The sequence below is a fragment of the Microbacterium sp. SGAir0570 genome (assembly GCF_005491085.2).
Lineage (GTDB): Bacteria > Actinomycetota > Actinomycetes > Actinomycetales > Microbacteriaceae > Microbacterium > Microbacterium arborescens.
This window is the reverse complement of record NZ_CP027929.1, coordinates 653,801-669,475: the sequence shown is the minus strand read 5'-3', so window position 1 is coordinate 669,475 and position 15,675 is coordinate 653,801. Positions and strand designations below refer to the sequence as shown.

13 protein-coding genes are annotated in these 15,675 nt (G+C 71.0%); 3 read left to right on the top strand and 10 right to left on the bottom strand.

The window, feature by feature from the left end:
• Position 1: 1 nt before the first annotated feature.
• The 9 genes from kduI to C1N74_RS03000 form a co-directional block, all read right to left on the bottom strand.
• On the bottom strand, positions 2-850 hold the full coding sequence (kduI, locus tag C1N74_RS03040; protein WP_114598020.1) for a 5-dehydro-4-deoxy-D-glucuronate isomerase: 849 nt from the start codon (positions 848-850) through the stop codon (positions 2-4).
• A 66-nt stretch (positions 851-916) separates the two neighbouring features.
• The gene (gene kduD, locus C1N74_RS03035) at positions 917-1,681 is read right to left on the bottom strand and encodes a 2-dehydro-3-deoxy-D-gluconate 5-dehydrogenase KduD (RefSeq protein ID WP_137749942.1); all 765 of its coding nucleotides are present in this window, start codon (positions 1,679-1,681) and stop codon (positions 917-919) included.
• Positions 1,678-2,550: a fumarylacetoacetate hydrolase family protein gene (locus C1N74_RS03030; protein WP_137749941.1), complete on the bottom strand. Its 873-nt coding sequence runs from the start codon at positions 2,548-2,550 to the stop codon at positions 1,678-1,680. The genes kduD and C1N74_RS03030 overlap by 4 nt, the downstream gene beginning before the upstream one ends.
• The gene (locus tag C1N74_RS03025) at positions 2,547-3,761 is read right to left on the bottom strand and encodes a glycoside hydrolase family 88 protein (RefSeq protein WP_137749940.1); all 1,215 of its coding nucleotides are present in this window, start codon (positions 3,759-3,761) and stop codon (positions 2,547-2,549) included. The genes C1N74_RS03030 and C1N74_RS03025 overlap by 4 nt, the downstream gene beginning before the upstream one ends.
• A 21-nt stretch (positions 3,762-3,782) precedes the next feature.
• The gene (locus C1N74_RS03020; protein WP_137749939.1) at positions 3,783-4,454 is read right to left on the bottom strand and encodes a YesL family protein; all 672 of its coding nucleotides are present in this window, start codon (positions 4,452-4,454) and stop codon (positions 3,783-3,785) included.
• Between the two features lie 4 nt (positions 4,455-4,458).
• Entirely contained in the window at positions 4,459-5,379 is a 921-nt protein-coding gene (locus C1N74_RS03015; protein WP_071918524.1) for a carbohydrate ABC transporter permease, read from the bottom strand.
• On the bottom strand, positions 5,379-6,314 hold the full coding sequence (locus C1N74_RS03010) for a carbohydrate ABC transporter permease (protein WP_023952460.1): 936 nt from the start codon (positions 6,312-6,314) through the stop codon (positions 5,379-5,381). The genes C1N74_RS03015 and C1N74_RS03010 overlap by 1 nt, the downstream gene beginning before the upstream one ends.
• Positions 6,315-6,407: 93 nt before the next feature.
• Positions 6,408-7,691: an ABC transporter substrate-binding protein gene (locus tag C1N74_RS03005; protein WP_137749938.1), complete on the bottom strand. Its 1,284-nt coding sequence runs from the start codon at positions 7,689-7,691 to the stop codon at positions 6,408-6,410.
• Positions 7,688-9,706, bottom strand: a complete 2,019-nt coding sequence (locus C1N74_RS03000) for a DUF2264 domain-containing protein (RefSeq protein WP_258317987.1) — start codon at positions 9,704-9,706, stop codon at positions 7,688-7,690. Before C1N74_RS03000 ends, C1N74_RS03005 begins: the two co-directional genes overlap by 4 nt.
• 137 nt (positions 9,707-9,843) lie before the next feature.
• Between C1N74_RS03000 and C1N74_RS02995 the strand changes: the two genes are divergently transcribed.
• The 3 genes from C1N74_RS02995 to C1N74_RS02985 are packed head-to-tail and all read left to right on the top strand — an operon-like array spanning position 9,844 to position 14,485.
• Positions 9,844-11,727 (top strand): heparinase II/III-family protein, encoded by a 1,884-nt coding sequence (locus tag C1N74_RS02995; protein WP_258317986.1) that lies wholly within the window; start codon positions 9,844-9,846, stop codon positions 11,725-11,727.
• On the top strand, positions 11,724-12,839 hold the full coding sequence (locus C1N74_RS02990; protein ID WP_036304675.1) for a substrate-binding domain-containing protein: 1,116 nt from the start codon (positions 11,724-11,726) through the stop codon (positions 12,837-12,839). The genes C1N74_RS02995 and C1N74_RS02990 overlap by 4 nt, the downstream gene beginning before the upstream one ends.
• Positions 12,836-14,485 (top strand): DapH/DapD/GlmU-related protein, encoded by a 1,650-nt coding sequence (locus tag C1N74_RS02985; RefSeq protein ID WP_137749935.1) that lies wholly within the window; start codon positions 12,836-12,838, stop codon positions 14,483-14,485. Before C1N74_RS02990 ends, C1N74_RS02985 begins: the two co-directional genes overlap by 4 nt.
• A 58-nt stretch (positions 14,486-14,543) precedes the next feature.
• Here the strand turns inward: C1N74_RS02985 and C1N74_RS02980 are convergent, their stop codons facing one another.
• Entirely contained in the window at positions 14,544-15,674 is a 1,131-nt protein-coding gene (locus C1N74_RS02980) for a glycerate kinase (RefSeq protein WP_137749934.1), read from the bottom strand.
• Position 15,675: the final 1 nt, after the last annotated feature.

Sequence of the window (15,675 nt, the reverse complement as noted above, 5' to 3'; positions counted from 1 at the left end):
CTCACTTCAGGGTCGTGACGGGTGCGGCATCCATGTCGTCGAATGCCTGGTTCTCGCCCGCCATCGCCCAGATGAACGAGTACGCCGCGGTGCCCACTCCGGAGTGCAACGACCAGCTCGGCGAGATGATCGCCTGCCGGTCGGCGACGACGAGGTGCCGGGTCTCCTCGCGCTCACCGAGCAGGTGGATGACGCGGGCGTCCTCGGGCACGTCGAAGTACAGGTAGCACTCGGTGCGACGGTCGTGGGTGTGGGCGGGCATCGTGTTCCACATCGAGCCCTCGTGCAGCGTCGTCACGCCCATGACGATCTGACAGCTCTTCACGCCGTTCTCGTGGATGTACTGATTGAGCGTGCGGCGGTTGCTCGTCACCTGGTCGCCGAGCTCGCGCACCGTCCCCTCGCCCGGTGACACGAGGGCTGCGGGGTAGGCGGTGTGCGCGGGTGCCGAGAACAGGTAGAACTGCGCCCCGGTCGAGGCGCCGCCCTCCTCCGGCTCGCCCGCGTCGGCGAAGACGACGTCGCGGATGCCGCGGCCGAGGTACAGGCACGCCCCCGTAACGAGCGTGTGGACCTCGCCGTCGGCGGTCACGGTACCGGTGCCACCGACGTTGATGATGCCCACCTCGCGGTGCTCGAGGAAGTAGTCGCTGCGGATCTCCGGGTAGCCCGGAAGCACCAGCTCGCGGCCGGCCGGCACGGCGCCGCCGAGGACGATGCGGTCATGGTGGGTATAGACGACCGTGATCTCACCGGGCACGAACACCTCGGGCACGAGGTACTGTTCGCGCAGGTCGGCGGTGCTCATGCCGGGGATCTGCGCGGGGTTGGTCGCGTAACGCTGCTGCATGGGGTTCCCTTCTGGGGCGGAGTCGGCGGGATGCCGGTGGTGGAGCGGTGACGGCCGGAGATCGGTTCAGCGGACGAGCCAGCCTCCGTCGACGGGCACGATCGCGCCGGTGACGTAGGCCGCGGCATCCGAGGCGAGGAAGACGAACGCGCCCTGCAGGTCGCCGGGCGTACCCCAGCGGCCCGCGGGGATGCGGGCGAGGATCGATGCCTCGCGGTCCGCGTCGGCCCGGATCGGCGCGGTGTTGTCGGTCGCCATGTACCCGGGCGCGACCGCGTTGACGGTCACGCCCGACGCGGCCCACTCGTTCGCGAGCGCCTTGGTCAGTCCCGCGACGGCGTGCTTCGAGGCGGCGTAGCCGGGCACGAGGATGCCGCCCTGGAACGACAGCATCGAGGCGACGTTGATGATGCGTCCCGACCCCCGCGTGATCATGCGGCGTCCGGCGGCCTGCGACAGGTGGAAGACGGCGTCGAGGTTGACGGCGAGGACGTCGTCCCAGTCGGTGGCCGGGTGCTCGGCGGCGGCGGCGCGGCGGATGATGCCGGCGTTGTTGACGAGGATGTCGATGCCGCCGAGCTCGGCGACCGTCTCGGCGACCGCGTCGGCGAGCTGCTCGGGCGTCGCGGTGCCGAGGTCGAGGCGGATGCGGTGGGCGCGGCGTCCGGTGGCGGCGATCGCCTCCGCCGTCTCGGCGGCGTCACCACGGTCGAGCAGCGCGACGTCCGCGCCGGCCTCGGCGAGCGCGACGGCGGCGCCCTGGCCGAGGCCGCGGGTGGAACCGGTGACGAGGGCGACGCGGCCGTCCAGCCGGAAGGAGTCGAGGATCATGCGGGGCCTCCGATGAAGGTGGTGGTCAGTTCGCCGAGGCGCTCGATGCGCACGGTGACCGCGTCGCCGGGACGCAGCGGGCGATGGGCGGCCTGCGCGTCGGGCAGCTTCTGCGGGGTGCCGGTCGAGATGACGTCGCCGGGTTCGAGCGTCATGACGCTGCTGAGATACGACACGATGCGCGCGACCGAGAAGATCGTGGTGGCGGTGGACTGCGAGACGGTCACGATGCCGTCGCGGACGACCTCGACGAGCATGTCCTGCGGGTCGCCCGCCTCGTCAGACGTGACGAGCCACGGCCCGAGCGGCGCGAAGCCGTCGAAGCACTTCCCCATCGCCCACTGGCTCTGCCGCCGCTGCCATGAGCGGTCGGAGACGTCGTTGAGGATCGTGTAGCCGGCGACATGCGCGAGGGCGGCAGCCTCGTCGACATCCTTGGCCCGCCGCCCGATGACCACGGCGACCTCGCCTTCGTAGTCGACGTCGTCCGCGACCGCAGGCACGATCACGGGGTCTGTCGGCCCGCCGAGGGTGTTGGGGGTCTTCACGAAGACGTCGGGGAACGCGGGATCATCGGCGGTCGGGTCGACGCCGTCGGGCACGTGCCCGCGGTAGTTGTAACCGAGGCAGAGGATCTTTCCCGGACGCACGGGCGCCTCCAGTCGCACCGACGACAGCGCGGGATCGGCGAGATCCGCACGCGCCGCCGCGCGGTCGAGCGCGTCGCGGTCGGCGGCGAGCAGGTCGGTCAGCGTGGCCGGGCCGAGGTCGACGACGCGGTCGACACCGTCCACCGCGACGACGGCGCCCGACCGGACGGCGCCCTCGGTATCGACCGCGCGGGCCGCGCGGTAACGGACGAGCCTCACCAGTACGGCTTCCAGTCGGGGCGCGCCGCGCGCACGAGGGCCTCGAGGTAGAAGTAGTCGCCCCACAGGGTGCCCTCGTCGACGCCGACCGACTTCGGCAGGTCGTAGACGCTGTGCAGGAGCACCGCATCGGCGGCCTGGGGGCTTTCGGGCGTGTAATTCTCGATGAGCGACGCGAGGATCTCATGGGCCGCCGCCCGGTAGCGCGCGGCGGCATCCGGGGCGGCATCCGGGTCGCCCTCGAGCACGCCGGCGAGCTCGAACAGCCCCGACACCGCGATCGCCGCGGACGAGCTGTCGCGGGGCGCATCGGCACCGTCGGTGTAGACCATGTCCCAGAAGGGGACCCGGTCGCTCGGGAGGTGCGAGAGGAAGCGTTCGGCGCAGCGACGCGACGCGTCGAGCAGGGCGGGGTCGCCGGTCGCACGGTGGTTCATCGCGAAGCCGTAGATGCCCCACGCCTGACCGCGCGCCCAGCACGAGTCGTCGAACGCGCCCTGCTCGGTCGCGCCGCGCAGAGGCTCGCCGGTCTCGGGGTCCCAGTAGAACGTGTGGAAGGTGGTGTCGTCGTCGCGCAGGATGTGGGTGCGCAGCTGCGTCGTGTGGCGCCGCACGGCATCGGCGAAGCGCTCCTCGCCGGTCTGCTCGCCCGCCCACGTGAGCAGCGGCATGTTCATGAGGCTGTCGACGATCGTGCGCCCGCGCTGCGCGGGGTCGGAGAGGTCGCCCCACGCCTGGATGATGCCCGCGGGTTCGAGGAACCGGCGCATCAGGTGATCGGCGGCCGCCAGGGCGGTTTCACGGGCGGCTTCGTCGCCGAGGAGCCGGTAGGGCGCGACGGAGGCGAGGCTGTAGAGGAACCCCAGGTCGTGGGTGTCGAGGTCGTCCTCGTCGCGGAGGCGCCGCGCGAAGTCCGCCGCGTGCGCGAGCCCGGCATCGCGGAAGAAGGTGTCGCCGGTGATCTCCCACGCGATCCACATCATCCCCGGCCAGAAGCTCGTCGTCCACCCGCGGTTGGCCCCCGCGGGGAACCCGCCTGCCGCAGGGCGGATCGGGTAGCGGTCGTCGCGCGTCGTGTCGTCGGGGTACGTCTCACCGAAGGTCTCGATGTTGCGACGCAGCGTGCTCAGGGCATCGGCGATCGCCGCTTCGAGTGCGGCGGGCGCCGTGCCCGCGGGCGCGCCGAGATCGGTTCCGGGGAGGGATGTCATGTCGAGGGGTTCCTTCGGGATTCAGACGGTCTGGGGTTCGGGGTCGCCGAGCACCGGACGGAGGATGTAGCGGGCGTTGGCCCAGGCGAGATAGAGGGCCGGTGCCGAGGTGAGGCCGATCGCGATGGCCGGCATCGCGACGAACAGGCCGGCCTGCAGCGCAAGGACCGCGAGCGACACGAGACTCAGCCACCAGCGACGCACGCTCAGGAAGACCGCCGCCCGTGCGATCGAGCGCACGGAGGCGTCGGGTTCCTCGGCGAGCGCCGCGAACGCGACGAGCGCCGTGACGAGCAGGAGAACAGTGAGCACCCCGAGCGCCGGGACGACGGCGACGCCCGCCTGCAGCGGCGCGAAGAAGCGGACGTCGACGAGCACGACGACGAGGGCGGCCACGACGACCGTTCCCAGCGCGAGGGCCTTGCGCCACGAGCGCTTCCAGCTGCGGATGAACGTCCGCACGACCTGGTTCTCGCCCTCGCCGTGGGCGCGGAAAGTCGCGAACGCCGCCGTGATGCCCGGTGCGCACAGCGGCGCGACGACGGCGAGCATCGGCCACGACAGCGCGGGGTCGGTGATGACCAGCAGCACCACGAGCGGCAGGCACGACGCGAGCAGCAGCAGGTTGGTCATGAGCCCGAGGTAGACGACACCGAAGACGGTCGCGTACGTGTTGTGCGAGATGCGCTTCACGGCGTCAGCCCTTCATCCCGCTCGTCGCGATGCCCTCGACGAAGTACTTCTGCCCGAGCAGGAAGATGATCGCGATCGGCACCACCGAGATGACCAGCCCCGCGAACAGCAGGGCGTAGTTGGTGTCGTACAGGTTGCTCACGAAGCTCTTCAGCCCCAGCTGGATGGTCCACAGGTCGGGGTTGCGCAGGTAGATGAGCGGACCGAGGTAGTCGTTCCAGGTGTTCACGAACGTCAGGAGCGTGAGGCTCGCGAGCGCCGGCACCGACAGGGGCAGCATGATGCGGCGCCAGATGCCGTACTCGCTCAGGCCGTCGAGGCGCGCGGCTTCGGACAGCTCCTCGGGGATGGTCTCGTAGAACTGCTTCATGAGGAACACCCCGAAGGCGCCGAATGCCTGGATGAGGATGATGGCCCACAGCGTGTTCGACACCTTGACGTTCGACAGCAGGATGAACTGCGGGATCATGTACGACTGCCACGGCACCGCGATCGTGCCGATGTAGGCCAGGAACAGCACGTCGCGTCCGGGGAAGCGGATGCGGGCGAAGCCGTAGGCCGCGAACGAGCCGGTCAGCACCTGCAGGAAGGTGACGACGACGGCGAGCACGAGCGTGTTGCGGATCCAGGTCAGCATCCCCGACTGGTTCCAGATGTCGACGTAGTTCTGCCAGACGAACGCCTCGGGGATCCACTGGATCGGCACCGAGAAGACCTCGTTGGCCGTCTTGAGCGAGCTCATGATCATCCAGAAGAACGGCAGCAGCAGCGCCGCCGCGGCGATGATCAGCGCGATGTAGCCGGCGATGCGTCCGATGCGGCGCAACGGCGACACGGTGTCGGGGCGGTGGCCCTCGGGCAGGCCGTCGGCGGCGATCTTGCGGAGCGCACGGCGGTCGTCCTGGGGTACGAGAAGATTCGTCATCAGACGTTCCTCCGCTTGTTCCAGATGAACTGGAGGATGGTCACGAGGATGCAGAGGAAGAAGAGCGCCACAGCGGCCGCGGAGGCGTAGCCGAACTGGTTCTCCTCGAACCCCTTGCGGTAGATGAACTGCGAGATCACGAGCGTCGACTGACCCGGCCCGCCCTCGGTCATGACGAGGATCAGGTCGAAGATCTTGAACGAGTTGATCGTGAGCATCACGGTGACGAAGAACATCGTCGGCCGCAGGCACGGGAGCGTGACGTTGACGAAGCGCTCCCACGCGTTCGCGCCGTCCATGCGAGCAGCCTCGTAGAGCTCGCGCGGCACGGTCTGCAGGCCCGCGAGGAACAGGATCATGTAGTAGCCCATGTCGCGCCATGTGCTGACGATGACGACGGCGGGCATCGCCCACTCCGACGAGGTGAGCCACCCGGGCGGGTTGGCGATGCCGATCGCGCGGAGGATCTCGTTGATCGGTCCGTACTCGGGGCTGAAGAGCAGGTTCCACACCACGGCGATCGCGACGATCGAGGTGATGTAGGGGAAGAACGCGGCGGTGCGGAAGAACGCCACTCCCCGCAGCTTGTTGTTCAGCAGCAGCGCGAGACCGAGCGACGCGATGATCGTCAGCGGGATGTGCAGGGCCGCGTAGTAGAGGGTGTTGACGAACGAGATGCGGAAGCTCCCGTCGCCGAGCAGCCGCTCGAAATTGTCGAGTCCCACCCAGTTCGCCGTGCCGAAGATGTTCCAGTTCGTCAGCGACATGTAGAAGAGCGTGACGACCGGCACGAGCGTCAGCAGGGCGAATCCGACGAAGTTCGGCAGGATGAAGCTCCAGCCCAGCAGCGTGTTGCGCAGGGTCAGCTTCGATCTCCTGCGGCGCTGCGCCGGCTCGGGGCGGCGCGCCTTCGGGGAGGCGGCGGTGGTGGTCATGGTGTCTCCTGGGGAGGACGGCGGGGGATGCGGCCGGCGCGGGGATGCCGCGCCGGCCGCGGGGCGCCGTCGGTGGGGCGACGGCGCACGGGATCAGTCGAGACCGACCTCGTTGGCGACACGGTCCTCGGCCTCGCTGATGGCCTGCTCGACCGGGGTCGAGCCCGACAGGATCGCGCTGTGCATGTCGTTGAGGATGTTCTGGATCGCCGCCGTCTTGTTCGACGTCGGGTTCTCGGGGTGGACGTCACCCGTCGACCACGCGAACGTCGACAACTCGTCCGTCGGTGCGCCGTCGACGGCGAAGTACGCCTCGGTCACGGCGTCGTTCGACGCGGCCGGCGTGATGCCGATCTTCGCCAGCTCCTCGGCGGCTTCCAGGCTTGCGGCGTAGGCCAGGAAGTCCTTCGCGGCCTGCACCTTGGCGCCGTCGATGTTGGCGTTGATCGAGAAGCCGGTCGGGTCGCCGAATGTCACGGGCGTGTTGTCCATGCCCGTGGTCGACGCGTCGAGCTGCGGGATCGGCGCGATGCCCCACTCGAAGTCGTTGGCCTCACCCGAGGCCTGTTGCGAGATCAGGGTCGCGACGTACCAGGTGCCCATCGGGAGCATCGCGGCCTTCTGCGTGCCGAACTCGCCCTGATAGGTGAGCTGGTTGGCCGTCGAGGTGTTGAAGTCGACCTGCGCACCGGCGTCCTGCAGGGCGAGGACGCGGTCGTAGTAGTCGGCGAAGTAGCCGTAGTCGCCCGAGAGCACGTCGGTGTCCACCTGCGCCGAGGCGAAGCCCTGGACGGTCGACTGCCAGCGGTGCTGGTAGGCGCCCTTCGCGACGCCCGCGGTGGTGATCGCCTCGGCGGCCGCGTCGTAGTCCTCCCACGTCCACGAGCCGTCGGGATACTCCTGCCCCGCTGCGTCGAAGAGCGCCTTGTTGTAGAACAGCACCCAGCGGTCCTGGCGGTAGGGCACGCCGTAGGCGGTGCCGTCGACCTCGTACGACGAGGCGCCGCCGACGCCGTCGGGCAGCTCGACGTCGGAGACGTCCATGAGCTGGCCGCCCTCCTGGAAGGTCGTGACGAACTTCACCTCTTTCTGGGTGATGATGTCGGGTCCGACGCCGGCCGCCAGGTCGGCGGTGACCAGCGTGTTGTATTCGGCCGCGTCGTACTGCTTGAGCTCGATCGTGACGTCCGGGTTCTTCTCGTGGAAGGCGTCGGCGAGCACCTGGAACTCGGGAGTGGTGTCGAGGCTCCACCCCGACAGGGTCAGGGTGACGGGGCCGTCGGCGGTCTGGGCGGGCTCGGATCCCCCGCCGCAGGCGGCGAGCGACAGGGTGGCGACGACCGCCATTCCCGCCGCGGCTGCGAACTTGCGCTTCATGCGTGCTGCTCCTTTGCGATTGCGTGCGAGATCCCACGTCGGACCTCGTGGTGCCGAAGCGCCGGGGCAGGCGGTTCGGAGTCGATGAGACGGCTGACGGTGCGGGCCCCATCGGGCCAGGTGACCGTGACCGTGGCGCCGTCGATGTCGACGGCTGCGTGCGGTGCGCTGTGCTCTCCCCCGGCGAGGTCGAGCAGGGCGGCGACGGGCTCGCCGACGCGCACCTCGTGCTCGATGACGGGTACGAGGGTGCGGACGCCGAGCGGATCCGCGTCGGCGCGCGACACCAGCCCCGCGACGCCGGCCGGGAGGAGTGCCCGGATGCCGCTGCTGCGGCCCCGCGACGACACCCAGGCTCCGGTGTCGTCGGTACCACCGACGACCTCGTCTCCCGAGAGCGGCCAGCCCCCGAGGCGCAGGCGCAGCGTTGCGGCATCCTGCCCCGGCGCGAGCGCGTCGACGACGACGATGCGGACCTCCGACGATGCGCGGACGATCGAGGTGGTCGTGATGGTGCCGACGGATAGGGTCTCTCCGGCCAATCCCGATCCATGACGGTGCGCGGTGGGGGCCGGGTCGACGAGATGCGCGTCCCACGTCGATGCGGCGATGCCGACGTGCCCCTCCGCGCCGCCCGGGACGCGTACGTCTCGCAGGGTCATCGCCGTGCGATGCGTCGCACGCCCGTCGCGATCGACGAGGGCGACCGACTGCTCGAGGGGTTCGAGCCAGCCGCGCTCGTCGGCGATCGGCGAGGTGGCTGTGGAGTAGCCCAGGCGCGCGTAGAGCGGCGAGTCGGTCGTGCGTGCCCCCGGGAGCGCGTGGTCGGTGCCGTGGTTGACGACGCGCACGATGCCGTCGGCGGTGGTGCCCGACACGATCCAGCCGGGCGAGACGATCGCGCGCAGCACGTCGCCCTGCTCGATCGGCAACGGCTCGGCCGGAGCGGTCCAGACCGGGTGGTCGGCGGGCAGCAGGAGCCCGAGGAACCCCTTGACCGCCCAGTAGGGAGAGCCCGGGCCCGAGTACGACTGCGCGAGCTCACGCCACGCGCCGTGCCAGCCCATCGTGAGGATGCCGTCGGCGTCGGGTGCGCCGCGCTCGGCGAAATGCGTCACGATCCGATCGGCCGCGTGGCGCAGGCGTCCCGGGCTGTGCGAGGGAACGTCCGCGATGACGCCGGCCCAGAACGGGGCGGCCGCAGCGAAACGGTAAATGAGGCTGCGGCCCTGGATGAGGGGCGAGCCGTCACCGCCGACCAGAGCGAGTGCGTCGTGGAGGAACGCGTCGAGGCGGGCGACGTCGGCGTCATTCCGGTCGCCGGCGAGGCCGGCGGCGCCCGTCATCCGCGCCCACAGGATCGGATAGACGTGCAACGCCCAGCCGACGTAATGGTCGTACGAGCGCTCGTCGCCGTCGGAGAGCCAGCCGCCCTCGCGCACGAACGAGTCGTGACGGGCGAGGTCGGCGGCGATGTCGTCGGCCGACCACGGCCCGCCGACCGACCGCAGGAACGTCTGCACGACGATGCGGAACCAGACCCAGTTGGTCTGCGGGTAGGTGTCGTCTCCGACGACGGGAGCGAGGTAGTCGACGACGCGCTGCTGCGTGAGGGCGTCGAGGCGGTCCCAGATCCAGGGACGGGTGAGGTCGAGGACGAGGGCGATGGATGCCGCCTCGACCTTGGCCTGCGCGTGCTCCTCCATCCGGACCCACCGGTCGGGCGCCTCGGGATCGACGCCCGAGACGATGCCGCGCGAGTAGTGCGCGATGATCTGGTCGACTCCCTCGCCCCGTGCCCCCGCGATGCGGAAGCCGGCGAGGAGGAAGGTGCGTGCGAAACCCTCGAGCCCGTCGACGGCGTGTCCGTAGCCGCCTTCGGCACCCGGGAAGTGGATGCGGCCGGCACCGGGCGTCGCGTGACGGCGGGCGGCGTCGAGCAGAGCATCGGCTCCGGCGACCCAGGCGTCTCGGACCGTCTCGCCGTGGGGCGGGTTCGGGTGCTCGGAAGTCACCGGTTCTCCTTCGAAGGGCTTCTCGGTCGTCATCGTTGATCGCGACCGATTCGGAGATTAGCAACCCGTTTCGATCATTGCAAGATTCTCTTCGTTTCCTTATGATCGTTTCTGATCACTTTGTGCAAAGGAGCCCCGTGCAGTGGAACATCGTTGGGTTCGCCGGTCCCCTCGCCACCACGTGCGGCGGCACCCCGGCGCGCCTCCGGCCGCCCGCCGAAGCGCTTCCCGTGCCCGCGGCGGAGCGCTGGGCTGCGCGGGTCTCGCCTGACGTCGCTCGCCGCCTCGTCGACCGCGCGCGTGCCGACCTCGACGCGCCGTGGCCGCAGCCCCGCGCAAGTGCCGCCGCGCGCGTGCATCGAGATGGCGACCGAGACGGATACGAGCAACAGGTCTTCGCTCGCCAGCGACGACTGAGCCGGGCCGTGGTCGCGGCGCTGTCGGACGACGATCCGAGATATCTCGACGAGGTCGCCGACGGCGTCTGGCTGCTCTGCGAGCAGTCGACGTGGTGCTGGCCCGCCCACGATGACACCTTTGCGCGGCATGGGTCGGTTCTCGCGACCGTCACCGATCCCTTCCTCGATCTCGGCGCGGGAGAGGTGGTCGGACAGCTCGCGTGGACCGATCACGTGCTCGGGCGCCGGCTCGACGAGCGATACCCCGGGCTGCGGCAGCGCATCCGGCACGAGGCCCGCACGCGCGTCATCGAGCCGTTCATCTCGCGACGCGACTGGCACTGGCTCGGACTCGACGGGCACGTCCACAACTGGAATCCCTGGATTCACGGGAACGTACTGGTCGCCGGGCTCGTCCTGTGCGAGGAGGGCGTTGAACGCGATCAGCTCGTCGCCCTGGTGGCACAGGGCCTGGACCGCTACGTCGCCGCGCTGCCGGCAGACGGCGCGATCGACGAGGGATACGCGTACTGGTGGAACGGTGCGTGCCGGGCGCTCGAGGCTCTCGACCTGCTCGCCTACGCCACCGATGGGGCGTGGGATCCGGTGCCCGAGGTGGAGTCCCTGCGCGAGACGGTCGCGTTCCCCCATCGCTCGCACCTCGGCGGCCCGTGGTACGTCAACCTCGCCGACGGCCCGGCCCGTCCCCCGGTCGATCAGCCCTGGCACGCCCTGCACCGGGCGGCTCGCGCCGTCGGAGACGACGAGGCCCGCCGCCACGCCGTCGCGCAGCACCGCAACGATCTCCCCGCCACCGAGGAAGCCGGGCTCGGTCGCCTGCTGCGCGCCCTGACGGACGACGCGTGGCTGACCGAGACGCGCGGTTCCAGCCCCCTGCCCGCCGAGGTCTGGCTGCCGTCCACCCAGGTCTGGCTCGCCCGTGGCCACGCGGGCAGCGCCGCCGGACTCACCATCGTGATGAAGGGCGGCCACAACGACGAGAACCACAACCACAACGACGTCGGCTCGATCATCGTCGCCTCCGACGGCGTCCCCGTGATCGTCGATGCCGGCCGCCCGACCTACACGGCGCAGACCTTCGGCCCGGACCGATACGACATCTGGACGATGCAGAGCGACTGGCACAGCGTGCCCCGCATCTCGGGCGCGGCACAGCCGCACGGCACAGCCTTCACGGCATCCGATCCGGTTCTCGTCCGAACGGATGATATGACCGCGCTGGATCTCGAGATCGGCGGCGCCTACCCCGCCGGCTCGGTACGCTCGTGGCGACGCCGGGCTGCGCACCACCGCTCTGGACACGTCACGATCGACGACAGCTGGGAAGCCGCCGGACCGGATACGCAGGTGCGCCTGCTCCTCGCGGGCTCGGTGACGACCGGCGACGGATGGGCTCGCGTGAGACCACTCGACGGCGCAACCCCGGTGCGGATCACGTGGCCCGCCGGCGCACCGCACACCCTCGTCGTTCGCGAGCTCGACGATCCGATGCTGACCGATGTCTGGGGCGACCGCCTCAGCCGGCTCGCCGTCGACGTCGACGGTCGTACCGAGCTGCGTGTCACGGTAGAACAGGAACGGAACGAGGACGAGCGACCATGACCGACCCCACACCGGCGCTGCTGGCCGCCGAACGCCGCGCGCACATCCTGGCGACGATGGAGCGCGAGGGCGCCGTCCGCATCTCGCAGCTGACCGAGGAGCTCGGCGCCGCCACCGTGACCCTGCGACGCGATCTGGCGCAGATGGAGCAGGAGGGACTGCTTCAGCGCGTGCACGGCGGCGCCATCCCCGCGACCGGGCAGCACGCCCATTCACCGGCGGGCTCGTCGGGCGCGGAGACCTCGACGGGGTCGATCGCGGTGCTCGTGCCCTCGCTGAACTTCTACTGGCCCGGGGTCGTGCGGGGCATGGAGGCCGCCGCACGTCGTCACGGTTTGAAAGTCCACCTGCGGGGAGCCTCGTACGAGCTGCAGGATGAGCGCCCCGTCCTCGAGCGTCTCGTCGCGAGCGGCGACATCCGCGGCCTGATCGTCGCGCCGAACACCGACACCCCGCATTCGCAGGATGTCGTGCAGTGGCTCGCCGAGTGCGGCACCCCGAGCGTCCTGGTCGAGCGCGACGCCATCGTCCAGCCCGCCGGCGTTCCGGTCGAGGCCGTGACGACCGACCACGCCCTCGGCGCCGTTCTCGCGGCGCGCCACCTCGCGGCGCTCGGGCACCGCAAGGTCGGGCTGGTGCTCTCTCGCAATTCCCCCACCTCGCGCAAGATCGCCGCCGGGTGGCAGGCCGCGTGCGAAGAGCTCGGGCTCACACCCGCCCAGCACATCGAGACGACGCTTCCCGACCGCGCGAGCGCGGAGTTCTCCGCTGCGGTCGACACGACGCTGGATCGCGCGCTCGGGAGCGGGGTGACCGCCCTGCTGGTGCATTCGGACCCCGAGGCGATGGCGTTCGTCGATCTGGCGCTCAACCGCGGAATCTCGGTGCCCGAAGACCTGTCGATCATCGCCTACGACGACGAGGTCGCCGAACTCTTCACGCCCGCCCTGACCGCCGTCGCCCCACCGCGCGTCAGTGTCGGCGAGACGGCGGTGGAGCTGCTGGTCTCCCGGATGGCCGACCCCGGTCGCCCCACCCGTCGGGTGATGCTCAACCCGACTCTCGTCGTGCGCGAGTCGACCGTCGCCCCGCGCGCGAAGGACCCGGCGTGATCGACCGCCACGACTACTCGCCGTGGGACTTCTGGTCCACGGCATCCGAGGAGAGCCGGCGGCATCAGCGCGAGCATCAGGCAGCGCTGGCGGACGATCACGCGGACTGGTCGTTCGGCGACGAGTGCTTCATCTCGGAGCTCGCGGCGCTCGACACCGAGAGCCTCGCCCTGGGCGACCGCTCGTACATCGCGGCGGGGGCGTACCTGACCGGCACCCTGCGCATCGGCGCGGACTGCTCCCTGAACCCCTCGACCGTCGTCCGCGGCGACGTCGTCTTCGGCGACGGCGTGCGGATGGGCGCGCACAGCTCCGTGCTCGGCTTCAACCACTCGATGGAGCCCGGGACGCCCGTCTTCCGGCAACCGCTCACCAGCCGCGGCATCCGCATCGGCGACGACGTCTGGATCGGCTCGCACGTCGTCGTCCTCGACGGGGTCACCGTGGGCGCGTCGGCTGTGCTCGCCGCGGGAGCCGTCGTCACGAAGGACGTGCCCGCGGGCGCGATCGTCGGCGGCAACCCCGCTCGGCTGCTGCGCTGGCGGGTGCCGCCCGTCGACTCGCCTCCCGAGTCGAACCGGCTGCACGCCCGCGTGTCCGCATTCGCCGAAACGGCCCGCTCCGATGCGACCGCCCTGCTCGCCCGCTGTTTCGACCCGGCCTCCGGGCTGTACGCCGATCGGGTAGGCGCTCCCCCGACAGTGCGCGCGCAGGGCGACGCCGTCGAGATCGCCGACCTGCTGCTGGGGTCGACGCCGCCGGGCAGCGATCCGTCCGAGCTGATCGATCGGCTGCGCGGCTGGCAGGACCCGGCGACGGGCGCCGTTCCCCCGCTCGGCTCGGTCGACGTCGCCGGCTGGGACGACGGCGACACGGCCTATCACGTGCTCTCCGTCGGGTACGCGCTCGACCTGTTGGGGTCCGAGTTCGCCCACCCTGTCGGGCTCGTCACCCGAGCGACGGCCGAGTCCCTGATCGCCCGACTCGACGCGCTCCCTTGGGACACCGATCCCTGGAACGCCGGACACCAGGTCGATGCGATCGGCACCGCCCTGCTGTGGGCCCGGCGCCGGGGCGACCGGATCGCGCCGGGCGTGGCCGAGTCCCTCTTCGGATGGCTCGTGACGCAGGCGGATGCCGCGAGCGGCATGTGGGGCCGGCCTTCCGCCGACCGCGGCCTGCTGCTCGTCGTCAACGGCTTCTACCGGGCGACGCGCGGAACCTTCGCGCAACACGGCATCCCGGTTCCCCATCCCGAAGCCGTCATCGACACGGTGCTGCGACACGCCCGCGACGAGCGGTGGCTCGCCCCGTCACGACTCGACGCCTGCAATGTGCTGGACGTCGCGCATCCGCTCTGGCTCACGCGGGCAGCCGGCTACCGCCGGGCCGAGGTCGAGGACCTCGCGACGCGCCTGCTCGACCAGGTGCTGGGAGGCTGGCAGCCGGGAGCGGGAATGAGCTTCCGGCTCACCGAGACGGAGCCGGGGCTGCAGGGCACCGAGATGTGGCTCGCCATCGCCTGGTACCTCGCCGACCTGCTCGGAGTCTCGGACGCTCTCGGTTATCGCCCGCGCGGCGTCCACCGCCCCGAGCCCGCGGCATCCTCGCATCTCTCACTCAATGCACGGCCAAGCGCCGAGTGAACGGCCTTCCTGCGTGAGCAAGCCGTGCGCTCGCGGCGAAGCCGTTCACTCGGGCGAGTCAACGGGCGAGCGCTGCGCCCGCCGCGCGGAGCCAGCGGGCGGGGTCGGCCAGCGAGGCCGCGGAGGATCCTGCGAGGTCGGTCAGCGAGACGGATGACGCGAACGCCGCGGTGTCGGCGTCAGCGGCGATCCGCCCGGCGACGAGGGCGGCCGGCACCCCGGCCCCTGCGGCGAGCTCGGCGACGAACGCGGGTACCTTGCCGGCCGCGGACTGCCCGTCGAACGACCCTTCGCCCGTGATAACGAGGTCGGCGCGGGCGATGGCGTCGGCGAGGTCGATGAGCGCCGCGACCTCACGAGCGCCGGGGCTCAGGCGCGCGCCCCACGCGAGCAACCCGAACCCGGTGCCGCCGGCGGCTCCGGCCCCCGGCGTGGCAGCGAGCGACGCCCCATCCGGCACGAGGTCGGCGAGCCGGCTCAGCGCCGCGTCGGCAGCGGCGACCTGAGCCGCGTCGAGCCCCTTCTGCGGTCCGAACACGGCGGCCGCACCCTGCGCACCGAGCAGCGGGTTCGACACGTCGCTCAGCACGTCGACGCCGCCCGCGGGAAGCGGCCGGAGCCCCGACAGGTCGGCGTGCGCGATGTCGGCGAGGCCTCGCGCGCCGGCGACGACGTCACGTCCGACGGCATCCGTGAACCGGGCGCCGAGGGCGCGCAGCATCCCGGCCCCGCCGTCGGTCGACGAGCTCGATCCGATGCCGAGCACGAGGCGGTCGACGCCGGCGTCGAGCGCGGCGACGATCGCCTCGCCGAATCCGGTGGTGTCGGCGTCGAGGCCGCGTCGCTCCTCGCCCAGCAATTCGATGCCTGACGTCGACGCGAGCTCGACGACACCGACCGAGCCGCGATCCGACGCCACCGGCCGGTCGCCGGAGGTCGGGGGAAGCAGCAGCCAGGACGCATCGACGGGTGTCCCCGCGGGGCCCGTGACGGTGACGGGCATGCGCCGCGCCCCGGGGATCGCGGCGGCGAACGCGTCGAGCGTGCCCTCGCCGCCGTCGGCCATCGGGCGCAGTTCGACAACGGCACCGGCATCGGCCGAGACCCACCCCGCGGCGAGCTCACGCGCAGCCTCAGCAGCCGCGATGGACCCTTTGAAGCTGTCGATCGCGACGACGACGCGCGTCACG